This window comes from Bacillus horti, assembly GCF_030813115.1.
Classification (GTDB): domain Bacteria; phylum Bacillota; class Bacilli; order Caldalkalibacillales; family JCM-10596; genus Bacillus_CH; species Bacillus_CH horti.
In genome coordinates this window covers 64,324-87,922 of sequence record NZ_JAUSTY010000006.1, presented here as the reverse complement: position 1 = coordinate 87,922, position 23,599 = coordinate 64,324, and the positions used below count along the sequence as shown (strand labels likewise).

Genomic DNA, 23,599 nt, shown 5'->3' with positions numbered 1-23,599 from the left:
TTCCCCCTTTACTTCACTCTAATTTGTGGATTGACGTAGGCATATAGCACGTCAGTGATAAAGTTGAGAATAGAATAGATTAGAGCGATTAAAAACACACCAGCCAGTACAACAGGAAAGTCTCGATTAAGTAAAGACTGATAGAGAACTCTTCCTACTCCAGGCCAGGAGAAAACAACCTCCGTAATCACGGCTCCTCCGAGCAACGTCCCTAAATCCAACGCAACAAGAGTAATGATCGGAATCAATGTGTTTTTAAAGGCATAGCGAGACAAAATTCGGCGAGTTGGAGTACCTGATGATCTAGCTGTTCGGATATAGTCCTTACTTAAAATATCTAGCATAGCTGAACGAGTAAAACGAGCAAATCTAGCAACACTATAGGCGGCTAAGGTTACAGTAGGTAAAACAAAGTGCATCATGGAGCCACCCCCACCAGATGGAAACCACCTTAATAAGGCAGCAAAAATGTAAATGAGGATCAGTCCTAACCAAAAGCTAGGAACAGCCTGACCAAGCACCGTAAAGCCAACTCCTACTTGGTCATAGATTGAATTTCTTTTGTAAGCAGAAAGAATACCGACTGGTAGAGCAATGAGCAAAGAAAGACCTAAAGCAGTAAAGGCTAGCTGAAAGGTTGCAGGAACACGATCTAGAACAACAGACAGCGCATCCTCCCTTGTCCGTAAGGAGGTACCAAAATCACCTTGTACCGCATTGACCATAAACTCGAAGTACTGAACATATAAGGGTCGATCAAAGCCTAGCTGTGTGCGAAATTGTTCAATCTGAGCTCTTGAAGCGTCTGGAGGCAGAAACAAGGCCGTAGGGTCACCAGCCAAGCGGATCAAGAAGAATACAGCAGTCAACGCTAGTAATAGGACGATGATCGTTTGAATGGCTCTTTTTAGAATATAATCTAGCAAGCTGCTTCCCCCTCTCTATGTGTGAAAAGGAGGGCTTCCCCTCCTCTTCCCAACGTCAATCTCACCTTCTAATCCCAACTCATCTCAAATACGGTAAACCGTTCATCTACTCTAGGAATAAAGGTAAGCTGATCATCAACGGCATACAGATCGCCTTGCTGCCAAAGGGGAACCCAAGCTGCCTGTTCTACTAATAGATGCTGAAGATCATCAAACGCCTGCTTTCTCTCATTCTCATCAAAGATCGGTAGTGCGGCATAAATCTGTTCCTCTACCTCGGGATCGTAGAAACCACTGTATGGAGAATTCTCAGTAAACAGATTTTCTATGGTTCCTTGCCCATCATAGGCTGGACCCCAGCCTAGAATAAACATGTCCTGCATATCTCTCTGACGAATTTTGGCCAAATGATTTCCCCACTCATTGACCTGAATATTTACGGAAATGCCTATTCTCTCTAACTGTGAAGCAATAGCCTGTGCTACATGTGTGTCCATAGGATATCTTCCGCTAGGCGTATCTATCTGAAGATTCAAATCCTCTGGTTCATAGCCAGCTTCCTGTATAAGCTCGATGGCTCTGTCAGGATCATAGCCATAATCGCTTGTCTCTGTGTAATCGGCATTAATTTGAGATAAAGGACCAGTCATCTTCGTTCCATAGCCATTTAAAACAGCCTCCAACAATTCATCTACATCCACAGCATAATTAATCGCCTGTCTTACTCTTTGATCCTGCAACGGACCCTCATAGAAATTATTTAAGGCCAGATAGTTAATTCTTGAAGAACCAATCATTTCAATTTTAGATTGATCGTCATTCTCTATATTAGCAACAGAGTCAACGGGTACATTCTTGAACAAATGTACGTCTCCGCTTAAAAAGGCAGATAGCCTAGCACTAAATTCAGAGATATAACGAAAGGTTACTTGTTTAATTTGCGGTTCACCCTTCCAATACTGATCATTAGCTGTAAGAATCAAATACTCATCCCTTTGCCATTGATCAAATTCATAAGCACCTGTTCCAATTGGGTTTCTAGCAGCCTCTTCGTTACCCACTTCTTGAACATGAGTAGGCTCCATAATTAACAGATCATCGGCAATTCTTAGTGGAAGTGTAGGAAATGGTACTGATGTCTTAATTCTTACCGTATAATCGTCTACTACTTCCACCTCATCAACCATTGTCCAGCGCGACAGATAAAAGGACTGGTTACTTTCATCCAAGATATAATCAATATTAAATTTTACCGCCTCAGCATTAAACGGCTCTCCATTATGAAATACAACATCATCTCGCAGCTTAAACTCCCAGGTGAGTTCATCAATACTCTCCCATTCCTCCGCAAGACCAGGAATAAATTGACCTTGTTCATCACGTTCTATTAAAGGATCATAGATGTTTCTAATCTGAACATCATTAACATAATTGACATCCGTATTCGCCAGCATCGTCACTGCATCAGACTCAACAGCAATCACAATACTGTCTCGAGATGGTGCTGAAGGATCTGGTGTTTCGCTACCTGGCTCTGAATCAGGTTGATCATCTGTCCCAGCTGTATTAGGTGTACATGCTGCTGCACATAATAAAAGAAAAGCAACTAGTACAAAAGTCCATTTGTTTTTCCTTAACATCGTTGACCCTCCTTTTTATTTTACAAATTGATTGAATATAACTATAATTTAAACAACTTGTTTCTCATTTTTCTATGTGTGTTCGCCTAAAAAAAAGAAGCTATTTTTGTATAAACCAACAAATAGCTTCACTAACATCACGAGGGAGTTGATCACATGCTAGAGCTTGATTTAAGTCGAAGACAGCTACAATCACTTATACATGTTTCCAATGTGCTAAATTCTTCTTTAAATTATGATGAGACGTTAGAGCTCATTATGAGGGAAACAATCTCCGTCATTGAGGCAGCTGATAGTGGCATCCTTTTTTTGTATGATCAGAAAAAGAATGTGTTAGAGGCAAAATATACGTTAGGTGTGAATGCTGATATTTTTAGCAATGTACGGATTCTTCCTGGTGAATCAATGACCGGTCAGGCCTTTAACGCTAGAAGACCACTTATGTTTAATAGAAAAGCCATCCTCCATTATATTGAGCACACCACTACAGAACAAACATTAGATCTAATGCAAAGAAAACAGCCGAGCTATCCATACAGTGCCCTTTGCACTCCTATTCTATTAAACGGAAATTGCATAGGAGTCATAACTATTGATTCATTTGATGAGAACCAGTGCTTTACCACGGCAGATATCCGTTTGCTAGAGGCTATCTCACATCAAGCTGCAAGCATTATTGAAAAAACAAGACTTTATCGTGAACAGCAAAGCTCTATTCATCTGTTAGAAAATATGAACTCGTTAATTATTCAGCAAAACAACCTTTTGAAAAGAAGTATAGATATTCATCAAAGCCTATCCCATCTTGTTTTAAATGGAAAAAGTATTGAAGAAATTCTCGCTTATATTTATCAATTGTTCGGCAATCCTTTAGTTTTGGCAGACAATACGGGTGTCATTCTATCAAAATCTCATTTAGAGATACTCCCTCAAGCTTATTTGGACGCCTTAGAGAAACAAATCAAGCTGAAAATGCTTGATCTTCCTAAATATCAAACGATCATGGAGCTTGAATATCAAGATCAGCCTCTGTCCATGCTTGTTCTTCCTCTAGGGGCAAAACCAAATTTCTTAGGGTATCTCATATTACTTCAGGTCAAACATTTAACAGAGGTTGATTTCACAGCTCTAGAACACGCAAGCTCTGTCCTATCTATGGAGTTAATCAAATCACAAACTATTTTTGAATCAGAAAATAGTATTAGAGAAAAAATGCTAGCTGAGCTTTTTGCGGGGAATTTTAACCATCAGCTGATTAAAAGAATGGCTCATTCGATTGACCTAGATCCTCGTAGACAGTTTCAGATTGTTACTATTCATATGGATAAGCTATTACAAAAAAGCTTTAAGGATGATTTCTCTGCTTTTATGACACGCAGGGAGATTATTCAGCTGGCTAACCACATTTTTCTGAGGAATGGGAATCCTCTTGGACTAGTCGCAGCAAAAAATGACCAGATCATTATTTTACTTTCTTACAGTGAGCAAAGCACGACAGAGTTTATTAACCATTACTCAAGGCAAAACAGTCAGCAGCTACTCGAACAGCTGCAGAGTCGTTATCAGGATAGCTGTCATTTATTTGTTGGGATTGGTCTTCCGTTCCACGGCTTACATCAGCTGAAGAAATCTAGTGAACAGTCCATAAAATGTATTGAATTCATCCGTACCTTTAGGGGTAAGAGTGGCTGTATCAGCTTTACTGAGCTTGGATCAACGCGACTACTACTCAAGCACTCCATTCCTGATCTGATAGAGTTTGCCAAGGAGGTATTAGGTCCTCTACTAGCTTATGAGGATTCTGGAAAACGTGTTTTCCTACCTAGCTTTTTAGAATATCTTAGACAAAACCACAGTGCAAAGAAAACAGCTGAGTGCCTACATGTGCACATTAATACACTAAACTATCGGATAAGAAGAGTAGAGGAAATTTTAGAACTCTCGCTTGAGGATCACTCCTCTCTTTTAGACGTTTATACAGCATTAAGGATTTATGAGCTTTTAGAAGAGCATTTTTAGATAAGTAGTTTTATAAAATTTAATTGAAATCCTGTATCACAAAATCATGTGTCTACAGGATTTTTTCTTTGTCCCTATTGAAGCTGAGTTGTACAAAGTGTGCATAAATAAACTTTCAAAGGCTTTTTTACTATTGTTAAAAAAGGGTTGTATTATAAAATCATTATGTGTATATTGTATATAAAGTATATATACAATATATTAGTGAGGTTTTCACATGAAAATTATTATTTCAAATCATTCGAAAGAGCCTATTTATGAGCAAATTTATGCACAAATTAAGAAGCATATTTTGACCAATGAATTACATGCCGGGCAGTCCCTTCCTTCAATGCGACAGTTAGCAAAGGATTTGGATATAAGCCTTATTACAACAAAACGTGCTTATGAGGAACTTGAAAAGAATGGATTCATCTATTCCGTTGTGGGCAAAGGTTCTTTTGTATCAGAGCAGGATAATGAAATGATTAAAGAAAGAAAAATGAAAGTTATAGAAGAGCAATTGTTGTCGGCCATACAAAACAGTAAAGAAATGGGTATCTCACTTACAGAATTGAAAAATCTACTTACACTGCTCTATAGGGAGGAAGACTAATGGAAAATGTTATTGAATTAAAGCATGTTGATAAATCATTTGGTGATTTTCACTTAAAAAATATTTCTATGGTAGTAAAAAAAGGATACATAACAGGGTTTATCGGTGGTAATGGCGTTGGAAAATCTACAACGATTAAACTTATCATGAATTTACTGCAACCTGATAGCGGATCAATTTCAATATTCGGCTTAAATTATAAACAATATGAAAAAATGATCAAGCAACGAATTGGTTTTGTATTTGATGAAAATATGTTTTACGAGCAATTAACACTAGCTGAAATGAAAGATATTATAAGACCCTCCTATATAAATTGGGATGAGAAACAATTTAATCACTATGTTGAACAATTCGAATTACCGTTAAATAAAAAGATCAAATCCTTTTCTAAGGGAATGATGATGAAAGCCTCTCTAACCATAGCCTTATCACATCATGCAGAGTTAATTATTATGGATGAACCTACATCAGGATTAGACCCAATCTTTCGCAGAGAGCTGCTAGATATCCTTCATCACATCATGCAAGACGGGGATAAAACCATTTTCTTTTCTACTCATATAACAACAGATTTAGAACGTATAGCTGATTATATTACTTTTATTCATAACGGCGAGCTTATTTTTACAAAGAAAACATATGAAATTGCAGAAGAGTATGCCCTTGTAAAAGGAGGAATGGAGCTATTAGATCGAGATACAGAGCAGGAGTTTATTTCCATTCGTAAATCCAATGCTGGTTTTGAGGCATTAACATCCAATAAAGCACGGATAGAAGATATTTTTGGGGATTTAGTTTTGGTTGAAAGACCAACCATTGAAGAGCTGATGTTCTATACAAAGAAAGGGGCTAAATAGAGTGTTGAACTTAATAAGAAAAGATATCCTATTACAAAAGAAAACTTTAATGATACTAGTACCTGCTTTATTAGTTTATTTAGCTCTGGATATATCGTATATTTGGTCGGGTTTTGTATTTAGTATTGTCATTATATGGACCGCTTTTACGATGGATGAAAAATCTCAAATCAACATCCTACTGAATTCATTGCCCTACACTCGTAAGGACATTGTTAGTTCAAAGTATATAGGCGCACTTATATTTACTTGTATAGTTGTTCTTACTATATTTATTGGTAACGTAGTCTTTCATAGAGAGTTAATATTAATGAAGGATTTAATCCTTTTAGTAAGCCTTGTTATGATATCAGTCTCATTTATGTTTCCATTTTCTTATCGCTTCAAGAGCCAATCTTTGTTTATCTGTTCAATTGTTTTATTTGCTATTTATCTAGTGTTAATTAGTACCTTAGTTCAAAATTTACATGATTTAATTAGGGATTTTTACCAGATGTTATTAGCATTACAAGATTTTAATGTTTATTTAATCATTATCTTTTCGACAATTGTTCTGTATATTTGTTCTTGGCTTCTGTCGATTCGTATTTATAAAAATAAAGTATTTTAAAGAGAATAAAAAAGTATGACAGTGGTTTCAGTGAACTGTCATACTTTTTTGTTAATTTAGCCTATAATCTCCCTTACTTTCTCAAGTATATCAACAGACAGCTCAATTTCGGAGGCTTTGACGTTCGCTTCAATCTGCTCTGGCTTACTTGCTCCAACAAGAGCACTGGCAACATTAGGCTGACGCAGAATCCAAGCTAAAGCTAGCTCCGTAATGGTAAGATCGTGCTCAGTGGCTAATTGCTCTAGTTGCCCTACCTGACGATCATAATCTTCTGTGAGAAATCTCTTGATAAATTGACCAATATCTTTATTTGAGGCACGGCTATCACTAGGGATTTGACCACCTTTATATTTACCAGTTAGCATTCCTTGAGCAAGTGGAGAAAAAACAACCTGTGAGATTCCATACTTTTCAGAGACTGGAATAATCTCTTGTTCAATATATCGTTCAAACATATTATAGCGAGGCTGGTTGACTACAATGCGATCAAGCAAGTATTTTTCAGAGACAGATACCGCTTCTTCAATCTGAGCAGCCGTCCATTCACTTACCCCAGCATAAAGAATCTTTCCTTGTCTGATGAGATCATCAATGATTCTCAGTGTTTCATCTACAGGAGTTTCTGGATCATAGCGATGACAATAAAACACATCAATATAGTCTAATTGCATTCGTCTTAAGCTGGCGTGTACCTGCTCAAAAACATGCTTACGAGAAAGACCTCGATCATTCGGTCCTTCACCCATTGGCCAGAACGCTTTAGTAGTTAGGACATAGGATTCCCGGGGAAAGGATTTTAAAGCCAGGGACATCACCTTTTCCCCTTCTCCACGCTCATAAACGTTTGCCGAGTCGAAAAAGTTAACGCCAAGCTCATATGCTTTATGTATGGTTCTAGTTGCCATCTCTTTTTCTACCGTTTTCCCATAGGTTAGCCAGCTTCCCAAGCTGATTTCACTTACCTTGAGTCCAGATCTTCCCAATCTACGATACTTCAATACCCTCTCCTCCTTTATAATAGCTCGTAAGGATATGCTTAAGCGTCAACTCTATCTCAGCTACATCCCTAACTTATTTTACCATAGGAGGAGCTCTAATCGAAGCCCTCTCGAAGAACTCGTCAGTCCATCATTAGAGGAAGCTTTCACACAAAAGTACGCAAGGGACGATAAACACCTAAAGTTGCAAGTCGTCCTATGTCCTGCCGTCAGAAAGTATATTGAAGACAACAGAGTATCAAATTGTATACTTTCTTAAACGTTAAAAAACAGGTCAAGTATTCTTTGACCTGTCTCTATATTATCATTGTGAATACTATACGCTAATTCTCTCCCATAAAGAAGCTGCCTCACGATCTAATAAAATCGTTACGTTCTGATGAAGATGGAGTACAGATGCAGGCAGCTCAGATTTTACCTCTTGAGAAGTAAGTAATTGCTGAATAATTTCTGCTTTTTGCTTCCCACTAGCTAACAAGAGGATATGCTTGCTTTTGTTAATCATTGTACCTAACCCCATTGTGATCGCTTGTTTTGGAACCTCTTCGATTCGATCAAAAAATCTTGCATTCGCTTCAATCGTGCTTTGAGCTAGATGGACAACGGAAGTTGTTGCCTGAATATCCGCTCCAGGTTCATTGAAGCCAATATGACCATTTGTTCCTATACCGATGATAAGTAAGTCTAACTGTCCAGCTTGATCAATTAACTTTTCATATCGACTACATTCTAGCTCTAAATTCGTTGCTTCTCCACTAGGAATATGTGTCTGCTTTGAATCAATATCTATATGGGAGTAAAGCTTCTCTTGCATAAATGTATAATAGCTTTGAGTATGATTCTGTGGAATCCCAATATATTCATCTAGATTAAAGGCTGTCACCTGTGAAAAGCTAATCTCACCATTTTTGTACTGCTCTACTAGCTCCTTATACATGCCTTCGGGTGTACCTCCAGTAGGTAATCCTAACACACTATCCTCTTTTCTTGAAATAGTATCAATAACAATATGAGCTGCTTGCTTACTTAGCTCTGTATAATGATCTAATACTTTTATTTGCATAATTTGACCCCCTAGTTCTGTCATCCAGTCTCATGACATCAGATATTCTTATTGCCTGTCTTTATTTTTTTATTTCATTGATAGATAATGAAAGAAACATCCATTTTTATCAAAAACAACACATGTAATAACCTTTCTTTAATTTGTTACTACAAATTTATTATACCATATACTTGTTATAACAAATAGTGTGTATTTGTTTATTTTACTTTGTTTTAGGGGGAAAAACGTTGAAAAATCCTGATCAAGAAGCTCTATACGCCGTAACGAAGTCAAAGATAGTAGAAATGATTAAGTCAGGAAAGTACCAACCAGATGAAAAGCTGCCAACGGAAGCTGAATTCTGTAATATGTTTGATGTCAGTAGAACCACTATCCGTATAGCCCTACAGCAGCTTGAATTGGAGGGTCGTATTTATCGTAGACAAGGAAAAGGAACCTTTGTTTCAAGATCAAAAATTGAGCAATCCTTAACAACCTCAAACAAAGGCTTTGCTGAACAAATGATTGATCAAGGACTCGAGCCAGAAACTATAGTTATTGATCTTCAGGTTCAACCTGCTTCACAGGCAATGGCACAAGCACTAAATCTCCAAGAGAAAGACCCGCTTACGAAGCTTGTTCGACTAAGGTCTGCCAGTCAAGAGCCTCTTCAATATGTGGAATCCTACATTCCCTGGAAAATTGCGCCTGGACTGAACAAGGAGGAAAGCAGTGGATCCCTGTTCCAGTTATTAAAAAGCAAATACCACGTTACGGTTGGCAAAACGATAGAAACAGTTGAACCCATATTAGCTGATGAAACGATCAGTGGTCATTTAAACATAAGCGTAGGAACACCCTGCTTAGCGGTCGAAACAATTACACTTTCAAATGATCATATTCCCATTGAATACTCCTTTGCTGTATTTCGTGGAGATCGCTCCAAATTTGTGGTAGAACGAATCTACGGGGAGTAAGCTATATTAAAACAAAGCTAAATTATAAATCAGAGCATACAAAAAACCATAGCATCGCTACATATCCAGCGGTGCTATGGTTTCTCTCAATTTAATAAACATTAAACGTAACACTTATACAATGTCATACCGAAATTCTACAGCTAACTAGTCACCAAAAAGCGCCTCTTCAATAGCGTTGTTTACCGTATATGCTCCCTCTCCTTTATTGGAAGCAACGACAACCTTTAGACCTGTTTGAGGATAGAAGGCTGAATGGAAGCAAACGCCAGGGTCATAGCCCATAACATGATACTTGGCAATGTCGTTATCCCGCTTCTCAATCCAAACTCCGTATCCGTAATACTCCCCTTCCTCTTCGTCAGCCACAATATGAGGCTGTAAAAGAGTTTCCGTCATTTTCTTACTTAGAAGCTTATGCTCTAGCAAAGCCTCCCAAAGTAGAATCATATCAGGTGCTGTCACATAAGCCCCTCCATCTGATCCACCTTTTACAGGAAGAGCATACGTGTTTGTTCTCCACGTTCCATCTTCTTCATCTATATAACCAAGTGCTGTATGCCTAGGTAGCCGATCCATTGAGAAATAACCTGAGTTCTCCATCCCACTAGGCTCGAATACATTTTTCTCTACATAGTCTGTAAAGCTTACCCCTGTTTGCTGTTCAATAATAAGCCCTAATAAAATGTATCCTGAATTATTATAGGAAAACTCCTCACCAGGCTTCCCTTTCATCTCCTCATTCTGGAACAACGGTAAGAAGTCCTTTAGTTCTCTTAATAGATACATGGGCTGTTGTTTCCAAAGATCCTCAAAGTCATCCATGACCTCTTCATCAAAGTAATCTGGAACTCCAGAGCTATGTGTCAGTAGTTGGTGAACGGTTACGTTGGGGTCGAAAGCAGGAAAAGAAACATCCAAGCAATCCTTAAGCTTTGTATCAAAGGAAAGCTTTCCTGCATCTACAAGCTGACAAATACTGATAGCTGTAAAAAGCTTACATCCTGAGGCAATACCGAACCTAGTACGTAACTCGTTCGATGTTTCCTCCGCTCTATTTGCGTATCCAAAACCAGCTTCAAATAAAACCTCACCTTTTTCTTTAGCTATTACGACACCGGAGAAGTCAACTTTTTCTCTAGCTTCTAGAACATTGTTTTCTATGACTGCTTTTTGATCCATTCTGTCGTTCTCCTTTATCTTATATAAGATTTTTCCTCAGTTCTACTCTATTGTATCACTAATTCTTCCACATTGTTGGATTAATCAGTAAAAAACACCTATTCTGAATGATGTAAACCAGCCTATTGAATCAATTACAATGTGAGCATTTTTTGTAGGATTTGATCACCTGCACCACGAATAAATTCATGGCCATACTCATGATAGATAAGCATTTCCTTCTTTGACCTTATCTTATTGTATGCAGCAAATTGTGTTGATGGTGGACAGCTAAGATCAGTTAAACCGGTAATCCATAAGACCTCAGCTGTTATACGATCAGCTAAGTTCTGTATATCGATATACCCTAAGCGTTCAAAAACCTCTTTCTCTCTTTCGTGTAACGGGTCAAAAAACTTAAAGTAATCTACTAATTCAGCATACGCGGAAGATTTAATATCAAGCTCATACATTCTCTTATAATCTGATAGAAAAGGATAGGTAGCCGCAACCATTTTGATTCTTGGTTCGAGAGCAGCACTGGCAATCGCTAAAGCCCCTCCTTGAGAAGCCCCCATTACGCCAACTCTATCCTCATCTACATCCTCCATGCTCATTAGTATCCGTACAGCTTGAGCCGTATCTAGGAATACATAGCGAAAATAAAGATGGTAAGGATCAGGATTATCAATTCCTCTAATAATATGTCCTCTAAGGGTTGTTCCTTTAACAGGTAAATTATCCTCAGATAGACCACCTTGACCTCTACAGTCTAGCGCCATAACGGTAAAGCCTTGGGCTGCATAAGCAATTTTATCAAACCAATCACCACTATTCCCCGAGTAACCGTGGAACATGACGATTCCTCGCCTATGCTCTTTAATCTGCTTGGGCTTGACGAGCTTAGCATACACTCTTGCTCCTCCCACTCCAGTAAAGTAAAGGTGAAAGCACTCAGCAACATCTGTTTGAATATTTGCTGGAATATGCTCGTACTCTAATGATTGCTCATCTAACTCCTTAAGTGCTCGTGACCAATAGCTATCAAAATCTGTAGGTTTTGGACTACTTCCTTGATAGGACCTCAAGCCTTCCAAAGACATATCATTATACATAGATTTCCCTCCATCATGTCAGATTAGTAATGCTGCACCGACTACTCCTGCCTGATCTTCTAATGAAGCGTGTACAATATGAATGGACTCAGCAAGCTCAGGGTAAACATACTCTTTTACCTTTTGCTTTAAAGGCTCTAAGATTAGTGTTTTGGAATTCATAACGCCTCCCCCTAACACAAAAACATCAGGGTCAATCGTATGAGCAATATTGGCTATCCCCATAGCTAAATAATCTACCGTTTGATGCACAATTTTAACGGCTGATTCATGACCCTCTTGAGCAAGAGTAAATACTTCTTTTGTTCCCCCTGTGTGACCAAATTCCTTCAAAGCTTGCCGTGCAATAGCTGTACCACTAGCCAGGCTTTCCCATGAGCCTTGATTCATATTTGCGTGCTTATAGCCGCTAGGATCAATAATCATGTTGCCAATCTCAGCAGCATAGCCATGAGCCCCGCTGTAAATCCTATCGTTAATCACAAATCCTCCACCGATTCCTGTGCTTACCGTAAGATAAAATACACTTTCATAGCCCTGTCCACTCCCTACCTTAGCTTCAGCTAGAGCTGCCACATTGGCGTCGTTATCTAAGACTACTGACGTTTGGAAATGCTTCTCTAGCTTTTGAACAAGAGGAATATGATCCCATCCTGGTAGATTAGGCGGGTTTAAAATTAAACCCTTTTTAGCGTTTAGTGGACCAGGTGCTCCTATCCCTATTCCTCTGATGGGCTCTTTTTTCTTATACCTGTCGATCATATTAATTATTTTAGCGATAATATAATCTGGTCCTTTTTCAGCCTCAGTCTTCTCTGAGTGACTAGCTAATACAGTACCTTGATCATTAACAAGGGCTACTCTGACATTAGTTCCCCCTAGATCCACACCAATTCTTCCTGCCATTTACGTTCTCCTTATTTTTGGTTAATCTTATGCTAAATCATAAAGGCTACGGACGATAAGCTGTTGTTTAAAATCATCTGCATTCAATACTGTAGGTAATGTCTCTTTGTCTACAGTTAAATCTATTCGCAACATAGTTTATCCTAATCAACTCCCTTACCTTTCTGCTACTTTCGTTACAGAATTTCTGTAAATAAGCTTACCCTTTACCGAGATTCGCCCAAAGGACTGGTTGTTATTCTGTATTTTCTCAACAATAGATTTAGTTGTTTGTTTAGCCATCTCTTGGATATTTACTTCAATGGTTGTAAGACTTGGCTCCGTTATCGTGGCATATATGTCATTATCAAAGCCAACGATAGAGCAATCTTCTGGAATTCTATAACCTAACACCTTCAGCTTATTTACTAGATGATGAGCAACCTGATCACAGTTACATACAAACGCTGATGGTAGCTTATCGGGCAGCTCTAAATCAATAAAGGCTCCGTGTTCATTGCGATCTTTGATAACATAGGCATAATTGAGCTCTATCTTATGCTCTAGTAATGATTTATAGAATCCTAAGAAACGATCCTGAATACTACTTGTTGAATATAAATTCCCTACAAAACCTATTTCTCTATGACCATGCTTTATCAAATAGTTAGTCATTTCATAAGCTCCGTAAAAGTTATCCGTAATCACTGCATCAATATCAGCTTGTTCATCATAAAAGTCTAGAAAGATTTTTGGAATTTCTACATCCTGTAATTTTTCAATATAAGTCTTATTGATTTGTCCTAAAAATATAAAAGCATCTACTCGTTTTTCGTTGTAGATACGTGGTAGATTCAGTTTATCCTCATCTGCTCGATTTAAAATATGTAAAATGCCATAGTAGCCGGACTTTTCTAATTCCTTTGCAATACTTTGGTACATATTTAAATAGAAGGATTGTGTTTGAGTTAGACCCGTAAATCGTTCTGGTATAATGACTCCAACGTTATAGGTTAATCCCTCCTTCATTTGCTTAGCTAACGTGTTATAGCGATATCCCATACCTTCAGCGACCTGCTTAATTTTTGCTTTAAGCTCTACGCTTACCCCTTCTTTATCATTAAGTGCCTTTGAGACAGTAACACTACTTACACCCAATTGATCAGCAATATCCTTCATTGTCACATTTGATTTCATTTATATCCTCCACAAAAAAATACTCCCATTTAGCCCTTACAAAGCTAGCTTTTATTTAACAGCTTTAGATTTCGGGATATAAGTTCACTTCGCTCAATCATTCCCTAGCCTCCTCATAACTTCAAGACAAAATCTAACGTTATGATAGGGACATTTCCATGGCTCTACTATATCGCGTGCTGTAGGCTGACCATCTGCCTCAATAGACCAATACCATTCACCGTTAGGACGCTGGTCAATCAAATGATTTTGCACATAATCCCATATTCCTTCAACAAGCCCTAGAAATCGTTGATCATTTGTTCGTTGAAAAGCATTTGTAAAGCCAATCATTGCCTCAGTTTGACCCCACCAAACCTTTGTTTTATCCAGTTTTCCATCACGCTCTTCATTAGCTATTGTGCCATCTGGTAATATAGCGATATCTGCGATATTGTAAGCTACATCGACAACAAGCTGATGATAGCGCTCATCCTCAAGGCTTATCGCCTCTAATGCTTCATCAATTAACCAGCTTGTTTCAATATCATGTCCATAGGATTTAATATTTCCTATCGCCTTCCAATTTTGATCAAAGAAAACATGAAAACACTTAGCAGTCCGATCATAAATCTTTTCATAAAAAATCTTGATCAGATTTGTTAAACGTTCTTTAACACGCTCATCTGGATATGCCCTATAAAGAGTTGTATACGCCTCTAAGATATGTAAATGAGTATTTGTAGTAATAGGAGCCATAAATTCGTCTCCTATTTTATCATTAGGAATCTCTTCCCACTTTCTAGTGAACTGTTCTTTATATGCATTCTTCACAGGATTATAGCCAACTTCTTCAATTAGTTCAAAAAGCTTTATGGCGTGCTCTAAGGCCATTGGATCTGAAGTAGCTAAATAATACTCACTAAGCGCATAGACTGCAAAGGCTTGTGTGTAAATATGTTTGTCGTTATCAATGGCTTCTCCTTTATGATCCACCATCCAAAAGAGTCCGCCATACTCTTGATCTATAAACCTATCTACTAAAAAATGATAGGCATGCTGTGCATGAAGCAGATACTTTTCATCATATAAAGAACGGTAAACAGAAGAAAATGTCCATAGCAATCGAGCAGCTGCTATTCCTCCCTTCGGAGCAATTCTGTCAACGTTCAGCTGATAGTCAACTCTTCCGTAATAACCACCATATTGTTCATCCTTAAGACTCATCCAAAAAGGTAAAATGTGTTCAATAAGTTCAGCTCTAGTTTCATTCATCAATTTTTCAATAGTTGCTTCCATTCAAAATATCCTTTCTTTCTATAACTTTATCGATAACTTTATTAGTTTTAATGGTATGTTGTACTTTTTTTATTGTCAAGAAGAAATTGGGAAATTCTTCATTGCAAAAAGATCACGAAAAGGGTGAATGCCACAGTGACATTCACCCTATCAAAGCTGATATGATCAAGAAAACCACATCCCCATTTACGCTATCAACAATTATTTTGGAAAAATAGTGATACCAGGAGATTGAATGGTTGGAGCATCTGCTATAGTAGGAAAGATCGTTATACCAGGGCGTGATGCTTCTGCAGAGCTACTACTTGAAACCACTATAACCAAGGTTAGAGCTAGTGAAGTGATCAACAGTAATCCTTTTTTCATATTCCTTTACCCCCTTCTGATCCTCTAATCATCATTAAAAATTTGAAGCAATGTTTCATTTTCGTTTTTATTTTTTAAAGCGTAAATGGGCAATTGAAGGTGAAAACGATTTTGTGCTTGACGAAAATATCTAACAGATTGATAAAAGAATGTTTTATGATCCTCCATCAAGCCTAGATAATAATAATAGAACGCTTTTTCCCAATCATCCATACTCTCTACGTTCATCTTTTTACAAATCTCCCTAGCTATCGCAATATCGCCCTTTTGAATGAGATAGAATATGTATTCATCGAGCTCTTTTTGTGTATGTAGTTCAAAAGGAAATTCACGTTCAATTCGCCAGTATGACTGAACAAATGACAAGGTGTAATAGGCTTCAAGATAGTTTTCCTGACGTCCTTCGTTCTTAAACAATTCCATGGCTAAGGTAAGATACATTTGTGCCTTATCATAGTCTTCAAACAAGTAGGAGTGACCTAAGGCATGATAGGCTGATGCCTTAGCATTGTTTGTCATACATTGCTCAATGACTAACTCGCAAAGCCTGCGAGTTTCTGGTATATGATTTAGAAACATGTGAACATGCATCATGATTAGTCCGTATCTTGTCACCAAGCAGCTTTGTATAAAAGTGCTTTTAACCTCCAAGATCTTTTGATCTAAATCTCTAATATGCTCAAGCATAAGGTTAAAATTCTTTTGAAAGAAGTAGATATATCCTAGTAATATTTTTTTCATCATGTTTACTTCAAATGAGTTTGGATGAAACTTTAGTACCTGCTCCAAAAGCTCTTCATCGGACATGTCTTTTCGATGATAGTTTAATACATATTCATAAATCTTTGCCCATTCTCGATCGATTGGGTTTCCTGAATGGGATAGCTTTTCAATAATCCTATCATTTACATCCCAAATATTATGTATGAGACAATACTCTAAACAGCACCTAGCGTTATAGCTTTTCTGTGTTAAGGCATATTCTACTATTAAGGACTTTTCCTGTGCAGGAAAAAGATACTGTACAATTCTTAATGTTGACTCAAATTTAAGCTCATCTCTGCCATTTAAATACCTAGATATAGTAGACTCACTAACATTTACGATTTTAGCTAACTGCCTTTGTCCCATATCCATTTTTTCTAATTGCTTAAAAATACGCTCACGAAGCAAGTTCTTCCCTCCTTAGTATCGAAATAACAGAACATTCACACCACACTATCTAAAAATGTACATGATTACAGACATTCCGTCAATATCAATATATGAAACTAGGGAAGTTTTTAGAATAAAAAAAGCTTCTATTTGAAGCCTTCGCGAAGAGATAAAAAAAACCTTCATCATCATTATGGATGTGAAGGTCATTCCTATATTTCTGCATATGCTGCAGCCATTTTTCTTTCATTGTTTTTGTCTTACGTTCATATAGTCCTGAGTGTGTGCTACGCAAAAGTGTCGGATCTAGCTTACCCTCTCTTACCATCTTGTCACGCCTTTTTCTAGCGTTTGATTTCGCCATTATTAACAGCTCCTTTATGAATGGAATGAATCTTCCTCTACAAGCAATTGTAAATCATAAGAAGTAATTTGCATATACTCGTAGCCCTCTTTTTCTGCCCTCTTTTTAGCCTCCTCCAGTAAAAATTTTGGACTACCTTCCTTCTCATCGTCGTACAGCAGGAGTAAAGCATCACTATTATCAAGTAGAAACTCCGTTTTTGCTTTGAATTGCCACGGTCCTTCATATTCACGCTTCGTAATGCTGTTCACATAATCAACTTGATTGACAATACCTCTATAATACTCCTGTTTTTCTTCCTTCCAGTTTTGCTCCTGATTAAGAAAAGGGGTGAGGACAGCAAGCTTTATATCAGGGAACTCCTGCTTTAATTCCAACACAATTTCAGCCGTCCAGAGCTCTACGCCGAGCTGACCACTTATAATAACCCATTCTAATCCTTCATCAATCAACACCCTTAGCCTTTGTTCTAGAGCTCTTTTGATGTATGGAAAACCAGGGTGCTTTTTCTCATTAAAAATACCTAGCTCATGCGCTTTATAGCCTGTGACAACAAGACGCTTAATCATTGTGACCTCCTACCTTAGTGAGCGGCTACGGCTACTAATAGTCTTTAAAAATAGTATGAAGGTGGATACATTTATTATATACTTTTTATTCGCCTAAAGACATTAGAACGTTCCCATCTTTCGATAAAAAGCGATTCCGCAATCGGGCCAGATTGTTGAAAACACGAAAATGGTATTATAAGAAAAGCTTCTATCGAAGCCCTCTCGAAGAGGTTGCCTAGTCCATCGTTAGAGGAAGCTTTTCATGCAGCCAGAATTTATAAAATTTGAAGAAATCATTGTATCAAATTTTATAAATTCTTAGACTGTAAAATAGTTAAATGTTTAGTACAATAAAAGCATGAAAACAATAGAAGTATTGTTATTTGTGTCTTTGAGTTAGTGGACAATAGTGATAAAAGAAGGAGCATGAAATGATAAATGAATATGGTACACTTCATGAGGCAAATGGCCGTTATGCTTTGAGATTTGAACGATTTTTCCCTAGTAATCCAGAAGATGTTTTCCTTGTTCTTACAAATCCTAGTTACTTCTCCCAATGGTACCCTTTCGCAACAGGGGAGATGGATTTAAGAATTGGTGGAAAAATTGCCTTCGATGACGGAGAAGGAACGACATATGATAGCACCATTACAGAGTTAGATAAGCCATATTTATTTGGTTTTCGTGAAGTAGATGATCTGATAAAGATTTCATTACATGAAGAGGATGAAGGATGCAGAATGATCTTTACCCATACTTTTGACGATGATTCATGGGCAGTGAATACCGCAGCAGGATGGCATAGGTGTCTAGATGTATTTACCCAAATCGTGAATGGTAAACCAATTAAGTGGCACGATAACTCAACTAAGCTGCGTGAAATCTATAGTGAAGCATTTAACTATGAAACTTTAAAAAACAATAAAAAGTTATTCCATTAACGGGTGCCCTACAGATATTTGTGATATCAGGGGAGATAGTGCAAACAAAAAAGCCACCGAATGGTGACTTTTTAGATCATGTATAAACGAAATTATTTACGTATACATCTTGCTAATTTTTACACAACTCATTTAAATGCTTCATCTTATTCATACATGCTATTAATTTTGCTTTGAAGCTCTTTATTCTCTAGGTACTCATCAAACGTACATTGTTGATCTATAATTCCCTTAGGTGTAATTTCAATAATGCGATTTGCAATTGTTTGTACGAACTGATGGTCATGAGATGTAAACAGGATTGACCCTTTAAAGTTAATTAAACCGTTATTTAACGCCTGAATAGACTCTAAATCCAAATGGTTCGTTGGCTCATCAAAAACCAGTACATTCGAACCACTGAGCATCATTTTAGAAAGCATACAACGTACCTTTTCTCCTCCAGAAAGGACATTGGACTTTTTCAATACCTCGTCTCCAGAGAACAGCATTCTACCTAGGAAGCCTCGAAGGAAGCTTTCGCTTTGATCCTCAGGTGAAAAGTCACGTAGCCATTCCACAAGATTCTGCTCATTATTTTCAAAGAACTTGGAGTTATCCTTTGGAAAATAGGCCTGAGAAGTAGTCACTCCCCATTTATAGCTCCCTTGATCGGCTTCTAGCTCACCCATCAAGATTTTAAATAAAGTGGTTCTGGCTGCCTCATCACGTCCTACAAAAGCAATCTTATCTCCTTTGTTGACCATAAAGCTAACGTTGTCTAGCAGTTTTTCTCCGTCAACTGTTTTCGATAAGCCTTCAACATGTAGTAAATCATTTCCGATCTCCCGGTTTGGCGTGAAAGCTACGTAAGGATACTTACGAGTAGAAGGTCTAATATCGTCAAGCGTGATTTTATCTAAAAGCTTCTTACGAGACGTCGCTTGCTTCGACTTAGAGGCATTCGCACTAAAGCGTGCGATAAAGGATTGTAGCTCTTTAACCTTTTCTTCCTTCTTTTTGTTCGCCTCTTGTGTAAGCTTCAACGCTAATTGACTTGACTCATACCAGAAATCATAGTTTCCGACGTATAGCTGAATTTTATTAAAGTCCACGTCAGCAATGTGTGTACAAACCTTATTTAAGAAATAACGATCGTGGGACACGACAATTACCGTGTTTTCAAAATTAATTAGAAACTCCTCTAGCCATAGAATCGCTTGGTGATCCAAGTGGTTTGTCGGCTCATCAAGTAAAAGGATGTCTGGCTTACCAAATAACGCTTGAGCTAATAAGACCTTTACCTTATCTCCACCATCTAGCTCTTCCATCTTTTTATTGTGTAGATCTTCAGCAATACCTAATCCTTTTAAAAGGATAGCTGCTTCTGATTCAGCCTCCCAGCCGTTCATCTCAGCAAATTCACCTTCAAGCTCGGCTACTTTAATCCCATCCTCCTCGGAGAATTCAGGCTTCATATATAACTCATTTTTCTCCTGCATCACTTCATACAAGCGCTTGTGTCCACGAATAACCGTTTCAATAACCTCTACTTGCTCATATTCAAAGTGGTTCTGCTTTAAGACGGCTAAGCGCTCTCCCGGAGTAATATGAACATCACCTGTTAGAGGCTCAATATCTCCTGACAATATTTTAAGAAAAGTTGATTTACCTGCTCCATTTGCTCCTATTAACCCGTAGCAGTTTCCAGGAGTAAACTTAATATTTACCTCTTCAAATAGTTTGCGGTCTCCAAAGCGAAGACTGACATTATTTACTGTAATCATAATATGGTTAATCCTCCATTTTCACTTACACATTCTTGTCATTTTGCTGACTTACTTTTGCCATTATACCACTCTTAACTACGAATGATAAGGGCAGAGAACAACTCATTTTAACTAAGTTCTTGAAATATTCGCGAGATAAAAAGAGCAATGGATACACATACTCCATTACTCTTTTGAAATCATAGGATTTTAACTCGTTTTAGAAGTTAAAGCCAATCCAATTGTAATAATGTAAAACAAGTAAGAATGATAGAGATACCATAAAATAAAGCGTCATCGTCATTTTGTTCATTATCGTTCCCGCTCTGGTCATCCAAAGCTTAACTAAAGCAAATCCCAAAAACAGAGTTAAACCGACCATAAGAATTGGAGCTATGAAAGCAACTATAAAGATGATAGGTAATTCAAAGGAAAAGCCCCCTGAGCTCATCATATTTACCAAACCAATACCGATTAGCATAATAAAGAGAATAAAGATAAGGCTGTTTAATACTAGCGTGTTTTTAGAAAGAGATAGCCACTTCAAAGACTTAGCATGCCCTCCTATGTCTATGTGCTTCTTTTTTCTGATTCGTTTAATGAAGAAACGAATCGCTATAGTAAGTAATATAGCAATAGAAAAAAGTAACAAAGCACCTGCTAGGATAGCATGAAGCAACGTATCTTCATACCATTTTTTCTTTTCAAAAACCATGCTGTCAAAAAGATGAGTAATCGCACCGTTCGCGTCCTCTTCAAAAGCAATATACTGGTTCGCCAGAGGATTAAAAAATACTAATGGTTCAACCTGCTCATAGTTTACGGTCTCTCCAAAAAACGTAACCTGTAGACCTTGTTCTTCATTGACCTTAACATGTAACGATGGATTAATCGCTAAAACAAACTTCGAAATATCATCATGTCCATAACGATTCAAGTGATAAATACCTTGGTAGCGTGTTAAGTCCTCTTCTAGCTCTACGCCAGAATGATTTACAGGAGCTTGCGTTTGAGGATTAGGAAAGAATTCATCTACAAACTTCTTGCCAAAAATGTGGATTGGATAAGCACCATTTACCCCATTATTGGATATAAATAAGCCCCAATTGCTCTCCTTCTCAATCATGAACATGCTATTAGAGCCGTCTGTGTTCCCGCCATGCTCTAGAATACGTAGCTGATTATAAAGATTCTCGAAAAAACCAAAGCCAAAGCCTTGCACTAGGGGATGCTGCGAAAACTGACGATCATGCATAAGCTCTGCTGTAGAAGCTTCCATAATTCGTACCCCATTAAGCTCACCAAGGTTAAGGTGTGCTTGTATAAACTTGGCCATATCCTCTGCCGTTGATATCATTGATCCGGCTGGAGGATAGTTATAATCATACAAGGAAAGCTCAGTATATTGATCATTTGCATAACTATATTCTTTTGCTAATCCCTCCTCGACATCCTCATTTAACATCACGTACGTGTTCTGCATATTTAAAGGCTCAAGTATGTACTGCTTTATGTAGTCTTCATAGCTCAATCCCGAAACATCTTCAATAATGACTCCTAATAATCCTATTCCATAATTACTGTACTGGATATATTCACCCGGTGTGCGGATCACATTAGGCTGATTATTCGTGACATACTCTTTCAATGGTACTCTATTTTCATAATGCTCAGCAGCCATCCCAAAATTTTTCTCTTCAAATCCTGCCGTGTGAGTTAACAAATGCCTGAGCTGAATAGGAGCGTAACCACCTGTGTCTACTTGGAAGCCATCTAAATACTGATTTACATCCTGATCTAAATCCAGCCTTCCCTGTTCAACTAACTGCATAATAGCTGTAGCTGTAAAAAGCTTAGTGACAGATCCTATCCGAAAAAGTGATGCACCTGGATCAACAGCTCTTTCAAGTTCGACATTGTCGTAGCCATATCCTTTTTCAAAGAGGACCTCCCCATCTTTAACGACAATTATGACTGTCCCTGGAATATACATTTCCTCCATACTACTCATGATATAGTGGTCTACAAATTCTTCTACATGCTCAGCAGTAAAAGGTCTTCCCTCAGCTCCCTGCGCTCCGGAAGTGAATGCTGGAAATGGTACAAGAAGAAGTAATACACAAATAACTGCTAACTGTATGGTTTTCCTTTTCATTTCTCTCTCCCTTGTAAACGACGACATGACTTACATATTGACCTACACATTTCTATATTACCATGTAACCTCGCGATTAACTCTAAGACCTAAGATTGATATTTAGAAAAAAAGTCAACACAGCCCTTCGTGAAGCTCTGACTGATTGGAGATTGTACTCGTTCTTTGTGTCGAATCATATAAATAAAGCGCTCCTGCTTAAAGGCTGGTAGCTTCTTGATCACAACCTCCCCTCTCTTGATCTCCTGTAGGGAACAGCGCTCGGATACGATAGCTACCCCAATATTTTGCTTAACGGCTTCCTTCATCGTTTCTGTTGCTGAAACCTCCATCAACGTCTGTAGCTTCATATTATGCTGTGTCGTCCAATCTTCAATCAATGTACGTGACATCGATCCCTCTTCATGCATAACAAACCATTGCTTTTTTATATCTGATAGCTCAATTTTGTCTTTCTTAGCCAAGGGGTTCTTTGGATGTAGTAAAAGGACGAGCTGGTCCTCAAACAGTTCTTCAGCCAAAATCAACGAATCGTTTAAATGACTGTATGAAATAATGCCTAGATCAAGCTCATAGTTTTTTAATCGGTCTAGAATACTGTGAGCAGGCTTTACCTCTAAAGAAAGCTGAATCTGATTATGCTTACTCTTAAATGAGGCAAGATACTCTGGAAGCAAATATGTAGCTGGTGTATATGTTGAACCTATGCGAAGCTGTCCCTTTTGCTTCTCCTGAAAATGAGCAATATGATATTCAAGCTCTTCAGCCAAAATAGTCATTTGTAGGGCATATGGATAAAGAGCTTGTCCCTCAGGAGTTAATTCCACAATTCGATTAGATGAGGATTTAAACAACGGGACTCCGCATTCCTCCTCCAATCGATTTAGATGAAAGCTAACGGTCGGCTGCTTTACATCCAATCGTTCAGCTACCGTCTTAAGCTTCTTCTCCTTACACGCTAGAACAAATACCTTAAGCTGCTGTAAATTCATAGATCAGACCTCCTTTGC

General features: G+C 37.9%; 21 protein-coding genes. 6 read left to right on the top strand and 15 right to left on the bottom strand.

Features of this window, described 5'->3' with window-relative positions:
* Positions 1 to 8: 8 nt before the first annotated feature.
* Both J2S11_RS08570 and J2S11_RS08565 read right to left on the bottom strand, forming a co-directional pair.
* Positions 9 to 926: an ABC transporter permease gene (locus J2S11_RS08570; protein ID WP_307393503.1), complete on the bottom strand. Its 918-nt coding sequence runs from the start codon at positions 924 to 926 to the stop codon at positions 9 to 11.
* Between the two features lie 68 nt (positions 927 to 994).
* The gene (locus tag J2S11_RS08565) at positions 995 to 2,566 is read right to left on the bottom strand and encodes an ABC transporter substrate-binding protein (RefSeq protein ID WP_307393501.1); all 1,572 of its coding nucleotides are present in this window, start codon (positions 2,564 to 2,566) and stop codon (positions 995 to 997) included.
* A gap of 156 nt (positions 2,567 to 2,722) precedes the next feature.
* Between J2S11_RS08565 and J2S11_RS08560 the strand changes: the two genes are divergently transcribed.
* The 4 genes from J2S11_RS08560 to J2S11_RS08545 all read left to right on the top strand — a co-directional run bounded on the left by J2S11_RS08560 (position 2,723) and on the right by J2S11_RS08545 (position 6,650).
* Positions 2,723 to 4,585 (top strand): helix-turn-helix domain-containing protein, encoded by a 1,863-nt coding sequence (locus J2S11_RS08560; protein WP_307393499.1) that lies wholly within the window; start codon positions 2,723 to 2,725, stop codon positions 4,583 to 4,585.
* A 217-nt stretch (positions 4,586 to 4,802) separates the two neighbouring features.
* Positions 4,803 to 5,180, top strand: a complete 378-nt coding sequence (locus J2S11_RS08555) for a GntR family transcriptional regulator (protein ID WP_307393496.1) — start codon at positions 4,803 to 4,805, stop codon at positions 5,178 to 5,180.
* Positions 5,180 to 6,040: an ABC transporter ATP-binding protein gene (locus J2S11_RS08550; protein ID WP_307393493.1), complete on the top strand. Its 861-nt coding sequence runs from the start codon at positions 5,180 to 5,182 to the stop codon at positions 6,038 to 6,040. Before J2S11_RS08555 ends, J2S11_RS08550 begins: the two co-directional genes overlap by 1 nt.
* Before the next feature lies 1 nt (position 6,041).
* Positions 6,042 to 6,650 carry an ABC-2 transporter permease gene (locus J2S11_RS08545; protein WP_307393490.1) on the top strand — a complete coding sequence of 203 codons (609 nt, stop codon included), beginning with the start codon at positions 6,042 to 6,044 and terminating at the stop codon, positions 6,648 to 6,650.
* A gap of 56 nt (positions 6,651 to 6,706) precedes the next feature.
* On the opposite strand, the gene J2S11_RS08540 is transcribed toward J2S11_RS08545, so the two are convergent.
* The gene (locus J2S11_RS08540; protein WP_307393486.1) at positions 6,707 to 7,651 is read right to left on the bottom strand and encodes an aldo/keto reductase family protein; all 945 of its coding nucleotides are present in this window, start codon (positions 7,649 to 7,651) and stop codon (positions 6,707 to 6,709) included.
* Between the two features lie 316 nt (positions 7,652 to 7,967).
* Positions 7,968 to 8,714 (bottom strand): glucosamine-6-phosphate deaminase, encoded by a 747-nt coding sequence (gene nagB / locus J2S11_RS08535; RefSeq protein ID WP_307393483.1) that lies wholly within the window; start codon positions 8,712 to 8,714, stop codon positions 7,968 to 7,970.
* Positions 8,715 to 8,944: 230 nt separating this feature from the next.
* Here nagB and J2S11_RS08530 point away from each other — a divergent pair, with 230 nt between their 5' ends.
* On the top strand, positions 8,945 to 9,673 hold the full coding sequence (locus J2S11_RS08530) for a GntR family transcriptional regulator (protein WP_307393480.1): 729 nt from the start codon (positions 8,945 to 8,947) through the stop codon (positions 9,671 to 9,673).
* Between the two features lie 147 nt (positions 9,674 to 9,820).
* Here J2S11_RS08530 and J2S11_RS08525 read toward each other — a convergent pair whose 3' ends face one another.
* The 8 genes from J2S11_RS08525 to J2S11_RS08490 all read right to left on the bottom strand — a co-directional run bounded on the left by J2S11_RS08525 (position 9,821) and on the right by J2S11_RS08490 (position 17,763).
* The gene (locus J2S11_RS08525) at positions 9,821 to 10,855 is read right to left on the bottom strand and encodes a serine hydrolase domain-containing protein (RefSeq protein WP_307393477.1); all 1,035 of its coding nucleotides are present in this window, start codon (positions 10,853 to 10,855) and stop codon (positions 9,821 to 9,823) included.
* A 134-nt stretch (positions 10,856 to 10,989) separates the two neighbouring features.
* Entirely contained in the window at positions 10,990 to 11,949 is a 960-nt protein-coding gene (locus J2S11_RS08520) for an acetylxylan esterase (protein WP_307393475.1), read from the bottom strand.
* Positions 11,950 to 11,967: 18 nt separating this feature from the next.
* Complete coding sequence (locus J2S11_RS08515; protein ID WP_307393472.1) at positions 11,968 to 12,855, bottom strand: ROK family protein; 888 nt, start codon at positions 12,853 to 12,855, stop codon at positions 11,968 to 11,970.
* A gap of 156 nt (positions 12,856 to 13,011) precedes the next feature.
* Positions 13,012 to 14,031, bottom strand: a complete 1,020-nt coding sequence (locus tag J2S11_RS08510; protein ID WP_307393469.1) for a substrate-binding domain-containing protein — start codon at positions 14,029 to 14,031, stop codon at positions 13,012 to 13,014.
* A gap of 93 nt (positions 14,032 to 14,124) precedes the next feature.
* Positions 14,125 to 15,309, bottom strand: coding sequence for an AGE family epimerase/isomerase (locus J2S11_RS08505; RefSeq protein WP_307393466.1), 1,185 nt, complete (start codon positions 15,307 to 15,309; stop codon positions 14,125 to 14,127).
* 201 nt (positions 15,310 to 15,510) lie between these two features.
* Positions 15,511 to 15,675, bottom strand: a complete 165-nt coding sequence (locus tag J2S11_RS08500) for a hypothetical protein (protein ID WP_307393464.1) — start codon at positions 15,673 to 15,675, stop codon at positions 15,511 to 15,513.
* Positions 15,676 to 15,699: 24 nt separating this feature from the next.
* Positions 15,700 to 16,848, bottom strand: a complete 1,149-nt coding sequence (locus J2S11_RS08495; protein ID WP_307393462.1) for an AimR family lysis-lysogeny pheromone receptor — start codon at positions 16,846 to 16,848, stop codon at positions 15,700 to 15,702.
* A gap of 360 nt (positions 16,849 to 17,208) precedes the next feature.
* Positions 17,209 to 17,763, bottom strand: a complete 555-nt coding sequence (locus tag J2S11_RS08490) for an SLOG family protein (protein WP_307393459.1) — start codon at positions 17,761 to 17,763, stop codon at positions 17,209 to 17,211.
* Between the two features lie 416 nt (positions 17,764 to 18,179).
* On the opposite strand from J2S11_RS08490, the gene J2S11_RS08485 reads away from it, so the two are divergent.
* Positions 18,180 to 18,686, top strand: a complete 507-nt coding sequence (locus J2S11_RS08485; RefSeq protein WP_307393914.1) for an SRPBCC family protein — start codon at positions 18,180 to 18,182, stop codon at positions 18,684 to 18,686.
* A 146-nt stretch (positions 18,687 to 18,832) separates the two neighbouring features.
* On the opposite strand, the gene J2S11_RS08480 is transcribed toward J2S11_RS08485, so the two are convergent.
* The 3 genes from J2S11_RS08480 to J2S11_RS08470 all read right to left on the bottom strand — a co-directional run bounded on the left by J2S11_RS08480 (position 18,833) and on the right by J2S11_RS08470 (position 23,581).
* Entirely contained in the window at positions 18,833 to 20,452 is a 1,620-nt protein-coding gene (locus J2S11_RS08480; protein ID WP_307393456.1) for an ABC-F family ATP-binding cassette domain-containing protein, read from the bottom strand.
* A 202-nt stretch (positions 20,453 to 20,654) separates the two neighbouring features.
* The gene (locus tag J2S11_RS08475; protein WP_307393452.1) at positions 20,655 to 22,589 is read right to left on the bottom strand and encodes a serine hydrolase domain-containing protein; all 1,935 of its coding nucleotides are present in this window, start codon (positions 22,587 to 22,589) and stop codon (positions 20,655 to 20,657) included.
* Between the two features lie 89 nt (positions 22,590 to 22,678).
* Entirely contained in the window at positions 22,679 to 23,581 is a 903-nt protein-coding gene (locus tag J2S11_RS08470) for a LysR family transcriptional regulator (RefSeq protein WP_307393449.1), read from the bottom strand.
* Positions 23,582 to 23,599: the final 18 nt, after the last annotated feature.